The organism is Paenibacillus ferrarius (assembly GCF_002027705.1).
Lineage (GTDB): Bacteria > Bacillota > Bacilli > Paenibacillales > NBRC-103111 > Paenibacillus_E > Paenibacillus_E ferrarius.
Genome location: NZ_MBTG01000013.1, coordinates 159,050 through 172,473, shown reverse-complemented (window position 1 = coordinate 172,473; position 13,424 = coordinate 159,050). Strand labels below are relative to the sequence as shown.

Below are 13,424 nucleotides of genomic sequence, written 5' to 3'. Positions count from 1 at the left end.
TTCGGAGGTAAATGTATGGCCTTATCGGAGTATCAACTGAAAGAGGGGCCCTTACAACCGGCCATCGTCGCGTATATAGCAGATGAGCAAGCGGCAGACAGCGCGCTGCGGCAGTTCTGGCTCCGCTTCACAAGACACAAGCTAGCGGTAGCCGGGCTGTTCGTTACGCTGCTGCTCATCGCTGTTGCTTTGTCGGCTCCACTAATCTCTCCGCATGATCCCAAAGAGGTGACAGCGATCTTCTCTGCGAAGCCATCGGCGGTTCATTGGCTGGGTACGGATCAGGTCGGCCGAGATGTGGTGAGCCGTCTCATCTATGCGACAAGAGTTTCCCTGATCGTCGGCTTTGTCACGGTCTCCCTATACGTGACCTTCGGTACGTTAGTCGGCATCGTATCCGCTTATTTTGGCGGCTGGCTGGATATGGCTGTCATGCGGATTACAGACATGTTCATGGCCTTTCCTTTTCTGATGGTTACCTTGGTCATCATTAGTGTGCTGGGATCGAATATGACCACGATCATCCTGGTCTTAGCCTTGTTCTCATGGCCGGGCGTAGCGCGGCTGGTTAGAGGAAGCGTGCTGTCGATCAAACAGCTCGATTATGTGAAGGCTGGCGTAGCGCTCGGACTGAGCACGCCGCGTATTTTATTTCAGCATATTTTGCCTAATGCGATCGGTCCAATCATAGTCAATGCCACGTTCGGCATTGCCTCAGCGATTATGAGCGAAGCCGGGCTTAGCTTCCTCGGCATGGGTGTCAAGCCTCCGACTGCAAGCTGGGGTAATATGCTGACAGATGCACAGTCCCTTACGGTGCTGACAGACCAGCCTTGGCTGTGGGTTCCGCCTGGTGCGATGATTTTATTAACTGTGCTTGCGATTAATTTCGTAGGAGACGGCTTGCGTGACGCTCTGGATGCCAGACAATAAGCAAGAAGAGGCTGCCCCATAAGGTCAAAATACCTTGAGGGCAGCCTACTATTTGGTGGGGAGATCTTTAATCAATAATTTGCAGAATATCATCAACTTCTTTGCGTGCCAGCTTGCCTGGACGCTCCTTGGGATGGCCCAAGGCAATAACCATATTGATTTGACACTCTTCCGGAATGTCCAGGTAGGCACGAATCTGATCTTGAGCAAGCAGTACAGGACCTGTCATCGGGCACGTAGCCAAGCCTCTGGCATGAGCTGCAAGCATCAGGTTCTGGGAAGCGAGGCAAGAGCTCTTGATGCCTTCTTCCGCCCACACATGCTCTTCAACAAGTTGAATCGGATCGAAAATGCGATCGCGGAACTTGGATTCGTATGGGGTAGCCAAACAAATAATTAACACAGGAGCATCCGAGAACGCAGTTGCGTAAGGGCCGAAAGATTTCACCAGCAAACGTGCTTCCCGGGAAAGTCCGTTCTGCTCAGCAGCAGCAGCGCGAGCGTGGAGCTGTTCCCACGTAAGTTGTTCAATGTGTTTGATTTTTTCTGTATTTCGAATGGCAATGAATTTCCAGGTTTGGGAGTTCGTATCGCTTGGCGCATATCTGGCGCAGTCGATGATTTCACGAATATCCTCCACAGAGACGGCCTGCTCTGTGAAGTTTCGAACACTACGTCGTTCTAATACAATTGTTTTGAAATCATTATAATTCATTGAAACGGTTACCTGCCTTTGCAAAATCAATTTGTCCATAGCGGTTGTATTTTATTACTTGGTACTAAGACTTAACGCTTATTATATGCCAGTTTACTATTGCAGCACAACCGTATCGCCTTCATTTAATCCTTTTAGGACTTCGGTTTTCTCAGGTGTTTCCAGCCCGATCTCAATTTCACGCCGCTCAGCGCCTTGCGCATTCTGCAGCATAACGTAATAAACTTCTTTCTCGTGCATCACAGCTAAAGTCGGAACGACGACGGTGCTTGCCTTCTTTTCAGTTTCTATTGTTCCTGTCAGGCTTAGGCCAGCAATCAACTGGTCGTCAGGCTCCAAGGAAATGGTGACCTCGAATTGGGCGGAGCTCGTTCCTTGGTCTGTTCCTGATTTGGCAAACTTCGATACTTTCTCAACCTTGCCTTGAAGCTTTTTCTGTTTCAGGGCTTCAACTTTGACTTGTACGATCATACCCGGCTTAATACGGAAGACATCGAATTCTCCGACGGTGCAAACCAATTGCAGCTTCGTCAAATCAACGATTTTCCCTATTCGGGCACTTTCTTCGACGGATTTAGGGATTTTGGCTGAATCCTCGAATAAGAAAATGCCATCATCAGGGGCATTGAACACAGCTTGTTCTACTTTTTCTTGTTTTTTTGCCAATTGAAGTTGAAGCGAGGTATCGTTCACCTCATTAAGCTGCTGTTGAATCTTGCGTCCCTCGGCTGTGGCAAAGCGCCCTCTGGCCTCATCTTCGTTCACGGCCCCGGCAGCGATGCTGCCCGCATCTCCTTGGGGTCCGGCCGCTTTGAAATTAGCAAGATCAGCCTCCAGTTGTTGTTTCTTCAGTGTCGATTGAAGGCTGGCAATTTCGCCACGCAGCGGGGAGCCGTCAAGTTCGAAAAGCAACTGTCCTTTTGTAACCTGAGCACCGTCGGTGACGTTCCACGCTTTGATTTCCCCGTTGAAGGGGGCATAAATACGAGTCTCCTTCGCATAGGAGGATTTCCCTTTGACTTCAATGCTATTAACTAGATCTTCTTTTGTGATTTTGAATTGCAAAGCCTTGGCAGAAGCAGAGTCTGCTTGATTGGCGTTTTTGGACTTTGGATGGCTGGATACGTATAAGAAGCTGCTGATCCCGCAGATAATGACTGCTGTAAGAATAAGCACCCAAGTTTTCTTTTTCCTCATGCTGGCAATCTCCTATTCTCGTTTAATGGCCGTTAACGCATCTGTTCGGGAAGCTTTCACTGCTGGATATAAGCCCGATAGAACGCCTGTCATAATCGCAAAGAACATGCCGACAGGAAGAATCCAGAAGCTGATAAATAAGATTTCGGGGGAATCGCCTCGGCCATTGGAGCCGAATTGGATAATGATTAAGTTAATTCCCCATATGACCCAATAGGAGAGTAGAATACCTACAAACCCACCCAGCATGCCGAGAAGGGATGATTCCACAATAAACATATTGCGGATTTGTTTTAAATTGGCCCCGAGTACTTTCATGATGCCGATCTGCCTGCGTCTCTGATGGGTGGACATCGTCATTGCAACGACAATGGAGATGGAAGCTACGAAAAGAACAAACAGACCAACGCCGGTAAGCAGCAGCCGAACAATGGCGAATTCGCCTTTCATCCGATCTTCTTGAAATAAATTTGTCTGCGTCGTAAGCCTCAGCTTCTTGATCCATTCATCGACTTGCTTCACATTGCTGCTGCTATCGACTTTGACTTTGACTTCGGAGTAGCGGGGCTGCCCATTCGTTGAAGCTTTGTTGAGAGACTCCAGGATATTAAGTCCTGTTTGTGGCGAGACATAAGCCGTTTTGTTTCCTTGCAGCATGTATTCCGGCATTCCCTCCGGCTTCTTAAGTACGGCTGTGACACGAAGGGTTATTTCTTTAGGCTGGGTCGCGCTGGCACCGGCTGGATTCGCAGACTGCTCCTGATAGTTATTGGCTTTTAGGAGGATTTGCTTCTGGTATAAGGCATAAGGGAGAACGTCCATTTGACGGAAGATTTCGTCTTGTTCCTTGCTCGGATTTTGCTGCATTAGTTTGTTGCGAGCTTCTATCGTTTTTACATCCATGAGACCAAGCGTTGCTCCATAATTGAGCACGATCAGATTGTTCTGGCTGCTGGCGCCGCCTTGTTGAAACTTAGCGTCGAAATCCTCAAGTGTATCCAGTTCGGTAGCGAAGAGATGAAGGTAGCTTTGCTTGCCGTCATCGACCGTGAAATTGAACTGGCCCAGATCCTGGAAGCTGGCGACCGATTTAACATGCGGGAATGTACGTATAAGATCGAGTTTGCTTGTCGTTAATTTGGCTGGGTTGTTCGGATCATTGCTTTGATCTACGATAGTAATCTCATCTGTTTTGAGATAGAAGCTCATTTGCTTTTGGCTGTAATGTTGAATGGATTCTCCAAAACCGAGGGCAACCATGATGGAAGCCGAGCCAATGGCGATGCCGACGGTGCAAAGCGCTGTTACCACCTTGCGCCGCTGCAGCTGGTCCCAGCCAAGACGAAGATAATCTCTGAGTTTCACCCGGCTTCACCTGCCTGATCGCTGTTTTCAAGCAAATAGCCATCGCGAAGCTGCAAAATTCGTTCTGTTCGACTGGCTACCTCGTGTTCATGTGTCACAATAACAAAGGTAATCCCCGAGTTTTTATTCAGGTCAATCAACAGATCAATGATTTCTTTCTCTGTTTTTGTATCCAGATTTCCAGTAGGCTCATCAGCGAACACAATGGCAGGATTCGTAATGAGAGAACGGGCAATACTGACCCGCTGCTGTTGTCCCCCCGAAAGCTGTGAGGGAAACATCTCGGCTTTGTCGCCGATGCCAACCTTATGCAGAAGAGCTAACGCTTTTTGCTTGCGTTCTTGGCTTGCAACGCTTTGGAAGACTAGCGGGAGTTCAACATTCTCGCGAACGGTTAAATGTTGAATTAATTCATAAGATTGGAAAATAAACCCGATATGCGTCCGCCGAAATTCCGCTAAGCGGTTTTCGTTCATTTTATCAATCGCTTGTCCAGCAATTAAAATACTGCCCCTTGTCGGCTTCATTAAGCCCGCCATTAGATTCAGTAGCGTAGATTTCCCGGAGCCTGAGCTGCCGAGCAGAGCGACCATCTCTCCTTGCTCTACCCGGAAACTAAGCTCATGAAGAACGGGGGTTTCGTCTTGTCCTGTGCGGAAACTGTGAGATAACCTTTCAATGGTTAACACGTAACCAGTCCCTTCTTTTTACAAATTCATTACCTGCTAAGCATACTTTCATTGTTCTGAAATAGATGTGTTCCAAGAAAACCAATCGCTGCTACGATCGACAAACATGCGGCAATGGCATAGACAGTGCTTCCGCCTGTGGCATCAAATATCCAGCCGCCCAATGTCCCGCTGATCAAGCCGGCAACACTCGACCAGGCTACAGCGAAAATGGCTTGCCCGGAAGACCGATATTCATCGGGAATAAGTTGACTTATGTAACGATTGGCTGTGAATAGGAAAATGCCAAAGGTCAAGCTATGCAGCATTTGAATCCAAATGACCCAGGAAGGATCATGAATCGAGCTCATGATGAAAAAACGAACGGCATAGATGATTCCGGCAAAGGCTAGTAAAGGCAGCTCCTTAAAGCGGTGTCCATACTTGCTGAGAAAAAAGAACACCGGAATTTCACTGAGCGCTGATGTCATCCAAGCATAGCCGATGAGGGAATCTGAAGCGCCAAGCTGCCTCATATAAAGGGCAAGGAAGCCATCATTGAAACGATGGGAAACGGACATGATGATAATGAGCACAAGGAACCACAGAAATTTCTTGGAACGCAGAATGCTCAGCATACCGCCGAAGGCCATCTTTTTGCCGCCTTGACGGGCATCCTTCAGCAGGAAAACGATGACTAGGGTGCAGACGATGGTAAATAAGCATAGAATAGGCGTGAGCCCTGTACCATAGTGTCTAAGAAGCAAGCCAAAGCCTCCAGCAGAAACAGCAAAGCCGATCGAGCCGTAGACCCGAAAGGAAGCATAGCTTTTGCCACTCGTCCGAATACTCAGCATTAATTGGCTGTCATTTAATGAATTCACCGGTTGCTGGAAGAAGAAAAAAGCGGCCAAACATACGTACAACAACGAGAACCATCCCGCCGTAAACACAAGGATGGACGTTACCAATTGTCCCAGTATAAGAATAATCATGATTTTCTTTATCGTCTGGAAACGATCGCTGAGGAAACCCCACAATAGATTAGTCGCAATCCCGATAAGAGGGCCAATCGCATACAGCAAGCCGATTTGCAGCTTGGAATACCCTTTGTAATCAAAGTACAATGGAAAGAAAGTAACGACAATGCCCATTGTCATAAAAAAAGAAAATGTGAACAATCGGAGCAGGGAATCATCTGACTTCATTTTAATAGACGTACGCATAGGTGATCATCACTCGATTTCCTTACAAATTTTTTGTAGAAAGACTTGGCTGATTGTTTTCAGCGGTGCGTTTGAGTACATAGATCACAACAATAAGCTCTGCCAAAGTGCCTACAGATTGAGCTAAAGCGCCAATCATGCCATTCCAGCCCGGTACGAGCAGAATGGAAATAAAGAGAGCTATTATCGTAATGATAGCATTTGCTGATTGTGAGAAAACCATGATTTTTGTTTGACCACGCAGCATAATAATGCCATTCATATAATCTAGCCACGGAAATACAAGTGTCATGATCATAAAAATACGCATCGCATGAAGACTAGCTTGCCTCAGTTCGGCATTGACGCCCATCACATGGGTCATAAACCAAGGGCCAAGAGGTGTATAGGCCAGAATGGCGATGAGAGTCCCTGGAATGAAGCTAAGCAAAAGAATGAAACGAAACACAGTGTTCGCATCTTTGCGATAGAAGTTCAGCACAATTTGATGTATGTAAGAAAAGAAGCTCAGCACTAACTGGGTCAAAGACCCTGCAATGGCGAAAGCGGAAATCGCCAAATGGATGTGCGTCGTTTTTCCTAAAATCGCATTAATGGCTGGTCCGATGACAACGGCAATTACGGAAGAATATAAGAGCGGCTTATAGAAGCTGAAAATTTGTTTTTTGGTCTCGATCGGATGACCAGGCGCCTTCTCTGGAATCACCTTGCGCAGCAGACTGGTTCCCTCCCATATCGCTACAAGAGCTTCAATGACCATACCTACCAGAAAAATAATAGCTCCTACACGTCCACTAGATACGTTGTTCGTTGTAATAAAGTACAGCGATAATAAATACATCACAAGTATGCGTACGCACATCCCGATGGTCAGCCATTTGGTTCGCATATTAAAAATAATAATGCCATGAAATAAACAGCGTAATCCGGAGAAAATGCTCACATACATAAGGATTCGGTACACGCTTAGCGTAGTAGCTAGCATTTCGCGTTCAACGCCAAAGAAATATAGAAAAACCCATTCTCCGACAGGTGTGTAGCATAGTATAAGACCAAGAAGAATTATACACGCGAATACATAAGAGCTGACTGCCGCCATGGCTCGGAAAGAGATTCGGTCTCTAACGAGGGCGGAACAAGCTTGTCTAAGCAGGACAACCGGTTTCTCTGTAAGACCCAGCAGACTTAAGGGAAGTGCGTAGCTGGCAATGACCATTTCGGAGTTATCCGCCCGGGCCAAGGTGCTATTAATAATAACGTGTGAGAGGGTAACTAATGTTGCTGAAAGTCCGAGGGGTAGAAAAAAGGAGATGAGCTGTTTCCATGAGATGTTTTCTTTGCGTGTCGTAGCAATCATCTAAATCTCTCCTAACTAAAGTTCCCGTCTAAAACATTATTTTAGTATACCAGAAAATGAAATCAGGTTGACATACAATTTTAACTGGAAACCAAGGGTTTGAAGTGATACATTTAAAGGTAGGATGTTTCTTGAAATTGTTCCAACTGGTTTGTACAGCAAGGAGGTAACACAGAGTAATGAGTAATTATTTTCACTATGTTGAAAGATTAGGCATTGAGATTCCCGTGCTGGATGTCGATTGGGAAGCTTACCCATCCGAGGTGCGTGTTGAAATTTTGCTGCGCTGGGAACAAATTCGCGGTGCGATCCCTGACCGTATAATGAAGCTGGAAGCTTCGATTATTTACAAACAAAATCAGCTGGACAGAGAAGACGATTTTCCAACTTCATGCCGTTTGAATTCCGAAATCGCTGATTTGGCTTCTATCATAAATGATCTTCACCTTTGGTTCCGTGTGAATCAGGACTTGGAATCGAAGACCCACCATTAATGGTTGTTAATGAAAGGGAGAGTGACTGGCATGCATAGCAGTAATGAGGGAGCCACTTGGCTGGAAGCTATTGCGAAGCCGCTCTTGGAGCATCTGCCCGCCTTATATCCGATTGAAGAATGGGATGTAGCCATGGATGCGAACATAGAAGCGCTGGTACCAAGCACGCTTACGTTAGGCAATCCGGAGCAGGAAACATATGGCATGGCCATCAAAGCCGGTCTCTATCTGCTTAATGAGAGTTTGGATAAATCGCATGATATTGCCCAGGAAATTACGAATGCGACAGGCAGCTATTGGCATGCTTTGATGCATCGTATGGAGGGTGATTATAGCAATGCCAAATATTGGTTTAATGATGTTGGTCATCATCCTATTTTTTCAAGCTTAATTGGTTGTGTGAGAGAGTATTTAAACGTAAAAGATTTAGCGGATTTAGACAATGATGCGCTTCGTCAGAAGCTTGAGGTTTTGATTACTTCTCCTGTATGGAATCCATGCGTTTTCATTGACGTGGTTGAGCTGCAGGTGTCCTTAGTTCAGAATCCGATAGTCGATGGCTGGTTACGGCATATTCAGCGCTATGAGATGCAGCTTCTGCTGCAGTATTGTTACGAACAAAGTTGTGGAGGAAGTCTGCTTGAAGCAATTGGACAAAAGTAGCTCAATGGTTCCCCAAGGTCCACTTCGTTTGATGCTCAGGGTTTATCGCTACATCTTGCCCGATGTCGGCGGGCAGCTTGCTATGTGGAAAGCGAAAGCGACGAATATTCCGGATTTGGAGCTGCGTACGCAAGCTCTGGCCAGTATCGCGACGAAACAATTTCATTGTCAGGGTGGCGCTGTCTATGCGGCAGCTAACTTGTCGATGCGTCACATTCTAATTCCACTCATAGTTGCTTTTCAAACCATTAGCGACTATTTGGATAATCTGTGTGATCGCAGCACATCACTGGACCCCATGGATTTCCGGCAGCTCCATCAGTCGATGCTGGATGCCGTAGATCCTGCTAAGCCATTGAATGATTACTATGCCTACCGACAAGAGAAAGAGGATGGGGACTATTTAAAGGATTTGGTCCAAAAGTGTCAATCCTGCATAGAAACCCTGCCGACCTATGGTAAAGTTGCTGATCAGGTGCGAGAATTTGTTGCGCTATACTGCGATTTGCAAGTGTACAAGCATATTCGCAAAGACAAGCGTGAGCAGGAGCTGCACCAGTGGTGGGATCAACACCAGCATCAGTATCGACAAATTTCATGGAATGAGTTTGCGGCTGCTACGGGTTCGACGTTAGGCATGTTTATGCTGTTTCTTGCAGCTTGTGATCCTCATTTGAGTGAGAAACAGGTTGATTCCATTCGAGAGGCTTATTTCCCTTATGTTTGCGGCTTGCACATTCTGCTTGATTATCTCATCGATCAGGAAGAAGACATTGTTGGTGGAGATCTGAATTTTTGCACGTATTATTCATCCATGGATGTAACTGTGGAAAGAATTGCTTTTATTGTGCAGGAAGCTCGCAGTAAAATTTTGTTCTTGGAACATCCGCGATTTCATCGTATGATAATCGAAGGTTTGCTTGCGCTGTATTTATCTGATCCCAAGGTGAAGGGACAGCAGCAAGTGAAGAATGTATCGAAGCGTCTTATGAAAAATAGTCCATTAACAAGGTTATTTTTCTGGCTAAATAGCATGTTTATCCGCACAACATCATGAATGTCATGCAGAAGAATTTGAAGGAGGAAAAAGAAATGTCAGCAGTAAAGTCAATAGCAGTGTTAACAAGCGGAGGAGACTCTCAAGGGATGAATGCGGCCGTGCGCGCGGTTGTAAGAAGCGCATTATTCCATGGCCTTGAAGTGTATGCCGTACAGCGGGGATATCATGGTTTAATTAACGATGATATTCGCAAAATGGATTTGCGCAGCGTAGGCGATATTATTCAACGTGGGGGTACTATCCTGCAAACAGCGCGCTGCAAAGAGTTTCTGACGCCGGAAGGCCAGCAAATCGCTGCCCAGAACTTGCGTAATCGCGGAATTGACGGGTTGGTCGTTATCGGTGGAGACGGTTCCTATCAAGGAGCAAACAAGCTAAGCAAATTAGGAATCAAAACGATGGGGCTGCCGGGCACGATTGACAATGACATCCCTTTCACGGATTTCACGATCGGTTTTGACACAGCAGTAAGCATCGTTGTGGATGCGATCAATAAGCTGCGTGATACAATGACTTCTCATGAACGCTCATCTGTCGTAGAAGTCATGGGACGTCACTGCGGAGAAATTGCGCTTTATGCTGGACTAGCCAGCGGCGCAGAAACGATTATTGTTCCAGAAGTTGAAGTTGATCTTCATGAAGTGGCTAACCGAATGAAAGATAACTTCGCACACGGCAAACGTCACAGTATCATTCTGGTTGCTGAAGGAGCAGGTACGGGCGATGGCATTGCGAAGACAATTAACGAGGTTGTTGGTATTGAGCCGCGTGTAACGGTGCTTGGCCATATTCAACGTGGCGGAGCGCCAACGCATAATGACCGGATTTTAGCTAGCCGACTTGGTGATTTTGCTGTGCGCAGACTGATAGAAGGCGACTCCTCCAAAGCATGCGGCGTAATTAAAGGAGAGCTTGTAGCAACGGATATTGATCTAGTTGTCAACACGAAGCGTGCCTTCAACATGGAACTGTACGAATTGGCAAGCCGCTTATCCCAATAAGCGGAAACGTAGACATCCGTCTATTGACCGGGAACTGAACTTCGACTATAATAACGAACAACGTATAAATCGACATTATGTCAGTGAAGAGCATCCAACTCGGAGACGTTTGTGATCGGAAAGGCCGAACTGCTTGGCCATTCTCTAAATAGACCGGCACCGCCCGTTATCGCGGAACCAAGCGGATGAAGATGATCTTGTCTTCATCAAGTTGGGTGGCACCGCGAGCAGAACGCTCCTCGTCCCAATCGGACAAGGGCGTTTTTTGTCTTTTTCTCATACTCGAAAAAGGAAGCGGTGGCTATATGTTGGATATCAAATGGATTCGCAAACATCAGGAAGAAGTGAAAGAAGCAGCCTTAAACAAAAGGGTGGATTGTCCTCTGGATGAGCTGCTTCAAGTAGATGATAAGAAACGGCTGCTGCTGCAGCAAGTGGATCAGCAGCGAACAGACCGCAATCGGATTTCGGCTCAGATTGCCCAGTTGATTGCGCAGAACAAGTCGGAAGAAGCCGAAGTGTTGAAGGAAGAAGTTCGGAGGCATAACCAGCAATTGCTGCTGGATGAAGAAGAGTTGGGGAAGCTAGAAGAACAGTTTAAGCGGCTTATGCTCACAGTCCCTAATTTGGCATCGCCGGAAACGCCGATTGGCGCTACGGATCAAGAGAATGTCGTTCTCAAAGTTGTTGGCGCGCCGACCGAGTTCGCGTTTGAGGCAAGAGATCATATGCAGATCGGTGAAGATCTCGATTTGTTTGATTTTCCACGGGGCGTCAAGGTTGCAGGAAGCCGGAACTATTATCTCAAAGGGTTTGGTCTTCACCTGCACAGAGCTGTTCAGCAGCTTGCGATTGATCTGCTTACCGATCGTGGATTTACTGTGATGGATGTTCCCTTGATGGTAAGGGAAGAGACATTGATCAATGCGGCCTTTTTCCCAGCGGGTAAAGATCAGACCTATGAATTGCCGGATGATAAATGGTTGGTGGGCACATCGGAAGGTCCTTTGGTTTCGTATTATGCGAACGAAATCGTTGAACTATCGCAGGGGCCTATTCGGCTAGCAGCGGTATCGAACTGCTTCCGCAAAGAAGCGGGTTCGGCGGGAAGAGATGTGCGAGGCTTATACCGTGTTCATCAATTTGCCAAGGTAGAGCAGGTCATTTTATGTGAAAGCGACCCAGATGCAGCGGAGCTCCTGTTAAACCAAATTACCCGAAATGCGGAAGATATTCTTGAACTGCTAGAGCTGCCATATCGCGTAGTTGCCGTATGCACAGGAGACATGGGAGCAAAAAATTATAAGCAGTTTGACATCGAAACCTGGATGCCTAGCCGCCAAGCGTACGGAGAAACGCACTCGTCGTCGAGCTTATTGGACTTTCAAGCGCGCCGCAGCGGCTTGCGTTACCGCGATCAGAACGGTGAATTGCGCTATTGCTATACCCTTAACAATACAGCCGTCGCTACTCCGCGAATTCTGATTCCACTGCTTGAGAATCATCAACAAGCGGATGGCTCGATCTATATACCCAAGGCGCTGAGACCTTATATGAGAGGGCTTTCGGCGATTCCTGCGCAATGAGAAAACACCTTATCCCCGTTATTATACAGCTGGGGATAAGGTGTTTTTGCTAGTTAGTAGCCTTCTTTCAGATTCACGACATTAATCATCTCGCCGCCATCCAGAAATGCTCTCAAATTATGATAGAAGATCGTAGAGACACGCTCGGTATAGTGAGCAGAAGCTCCGGCAATATGCGGGGTGAGGATGACATTGTCCAACTGCCATAATGGAGAAGCTGCGGGCAGGGGCTCCTGCTCAAACACATCAAGAGCTGCACCGGCTAACTTGCCTTCTTGAAGTGCCGTGATTAAGGCGGCTTCATCAATGACATCCCCCCGGGCCAAATTGATTAGCAAGGCGCTGGGTTTCATGAGGGCGAGATGTTCTTTCGTTATAAATCCGCGTGTTTTAGCGGTGCTTGGCAGCAAAAGAACGATGAAGTCACTTTGGGAGAGGAGTGCGTTCAGACCTTCCTCGCCACTGACGGTGGAATCAAAGGATGGTTGAGGTTCTCCCGAGCGATTAAGCCCGATGACCTTCATGTCGAAGGCTTTGGCCTTGCGAGCAACAGCTTCGCCAATGGCACCTGCGCCGATGATGCCCAGTGTTTTGCCATGCAATTCGCCAACTTGGATCTCGTGATTCCATATTTTATTTAGCTTTTGCTCATGAAGCAGGTTCGCTTTGCGGACCCACTGGAGCATTAAGCTTAATGTGAACTCGCTCATCTGGATCGTGTGGACCCCGCGTGCATTCGTCAGGGGAATATCCCGTTCTGCCAATTCTTGAAGAGGAAGCTTATCGACGCCTGCGGATAAGGTTTGCATCCATTTCAGCTTGGAAGCCAGTTTCATGAGATCTGGATTGATGCGTCCCGCCGTAATAATGACGTCCGCTTCAGCGACGTGTTCTTCAGCGCCGTTTGAGGATTGAAACCAATGAAACTGACAGCGCTCCTTCAAGTCTTGCGGCATTTGTTCTTGCATGACTGTCAAATCCATACCGGTGATGGCAACAATATTCATTTCAGCTTCAACTCCTGTAAGTTTGATAGTAACCGTTCTACGCAAAGCAATTGCATTAACATAACGCTTGCCCCTATGATAAATCAAAACGAAAAGGAATGTAAACTTGTCCATAAAATCATAACACCCTGAAGGCTTTTTGCCCTCAGGGT

At 46.9% G+C, this 13,424-nt stretch carries 13 protein-coding genes; 6 read left to right on the top strand and 7 right to left on the bottom strand.

The window, feature by feature from the left end; all coding sequences use genetic code 11:
- Positions 1-15 precede the first annotated feature (15 nt).
- On the top strand, positions 16-933 hold the full coding sequence (gene opp4C / locus BC351_RS16345) for an oligopeptide ABC transporter permease (protein WP_079413807.1): 918 nt from the start codon (positions 16-18) through the stop codon (positions 931-933).
- 67 nt (positions 934-1,000) lie between these two features.
- On the opposite strand, the gene BC351_RS16340 is transcribed toward opp4C, so the two are convergent.
- The 6 genes from BC351_RS16340 to BC351_RS16315 form a co-directional block, all read right to left on the bottom strand.
- The gene (locus tag BC351_RS16340; RefSeq protein ID WP_079413806.1) at positions 1,001-1,648 is read right to left on the bottom strand and encodes a nitroreductase family protein; all 648 of its coding nucleotides are present in this window, start codon (positions 1,646-1,648) and stop codon (positions 1,001-1,003) included.
- 96 nt (positions 1,649-1,744) lie between these two features.
- Positions 1,745-2,845 carry an efflux RND transporter periplasmic adaptor subunit gene (locus BC351_RS16335; protein WP_079413805.1) on the bottom strand — a complete coding sequence of 367 codons (1,101 nt, stop codon included), beginning with the start codon at positions 2,843-2,845 and terminating at the stop codon, positions 1,745-1,747.
- A 12-nt stretch (positions 2,846-2,857) separates the two neighbouring features.
- The gene (locus tag BC351_RS16330; RefSeq protein ID WP_079413804.1) at positions 2,858-4,210 is read right to left on the bottom strand and encodes an ABC transporter permease; all 1,353 of its coding nucleotides are present in this window, start codon (positions 4,208-4,210) and stop codon (positions 2,858-2,860) included.
- Positions 4,207-4,899: an ABC transporter ATP-binding protein gene (locus BC351_RS16325; protein ID WP_079413803.1), complete on the bottom strand. Its 693-nt coding sequence runs from the start codon at positions 4,897-4,899 to the stop codon at positions 4,207-4,209. The genes BC351_RS16330 and BC351_RS16325 overlap by 4 nt, the downstream gene beginning before the upstream one ends.
- Before the next feature lie 29 nt (positions 4,900-4,928).
- Positions 4,929-6,104, bottom strand: a complete 1,176-nt coding sequence (locus tag BC351_RS16320) for an MFS transporter (RefSeq protein ID WP_244209031.1) — start codon at positions 6,102-6,104, stop codon at positions 4,929-4,931.
- Between the two features lie 22 nt (positions 6,105-6,126).
- The gene (locus BC351_RS16315; protein ID WP_079413802.1) at positions 6,127-7,461 is read right to left on the bottom strand and encodes a multi antimicrobial extrusion protein MatE; all 1,335 of its coding nucleotides are present in this window, start codon (positions 7,459-7,461) and stop codon (positions 6,127-6,129) included.
- 179 nt (positions 7,462-7,640) lie between these two features.
- Here BC351_RS16315 and BC351_RS16310 point away from each other — a divergent pair, with 179 nt between their 5' ends.
- From BC351_RS16310 to serS, 5 genes are all read left to right on the top strand, one after another.
- Positions 7,641-7,955 carry a hypothetical protein gene (locus BC351_RS16310; RefSeq protein WP_079413801.1) on the top strand — a complete coding sequence of 105 codons (315 nt, stop codon included), beginning with the start codon at positions 7,641-7,643 and terminating at the stop codon, positions 7,953-7,955.
- Between the two features lie 30 nt (positions 7,956-7,985).
- Positions 7,986-8,618, top strand: a complete 633-nt coding sequence (locus tag BC351_RS16305) for a hypothetical protein (protein ID WP_079413800.1) — start codon at positions 7,986-7,988, stop codon at positions 8,616-8,618.
- A gap of 31 nt (positions 8,619-8,649) precedes the next feature.
- Positions 8,650-9,675 (top strand): tetraprenyl-beta-curcumene synthase family protein, encoded by a 1,026-nt coding sequence (locus tag BC351_RS16300; protein WP_079413838.1) that lies wholly within the window; start codon positions 8,650-8,652, stop codon positions 9,673-9,675.
- A gap of 35 nt (positions 9,676-9,710) precedes the next feature.
- Positions 9,711-10,679 (top strand): 6-phosphofructokinase, encoded by a 969-nt coding sequence (gene pfkA / locus BC351_RS16295; protein ID WP_079413799.1) that lies wholly within the window; start codon positions 9,711-9,713, stop codon positions 10,677-10,679.
- Between the two features lie 305 nt (positions 10,680-10,984).
- Positions 10,985-12,265 carry a serine--tRNA ligase gene (serS, locus tag BC351_RS16290; RefSeq protein ID WP_079413798.1) on the top strand — a complete coding sequence of 427 codons (1,281 nt, stop codon included), beginning with the start codon at positions 10,985-10,987 and terminating at the stop codon, positions 12,263-12,265.
- A 53-nt stretch (positions 12,266-12,318) separates the two neighbouring features.
- Here the strand turns inward: serS and BC351_RS16285 are convergent, their stop codons facing one another.
- Positions 12,319-13,386 carry a D-2-hydroxyacid dehydrogenase gene (locus tag BC351_RS16285; protein ID WP_244209029.1) on the bottom strand — a complete coding sequence of 356 codons (1,068 nt, stop codon included), beginning with the start codon at positions 13,384-13,386 and terminating at the stop codon, positions 12,319-12,321.
- Between the last annotated feature and the right edge of the window lie 38 nt (positions 13,387-13,424).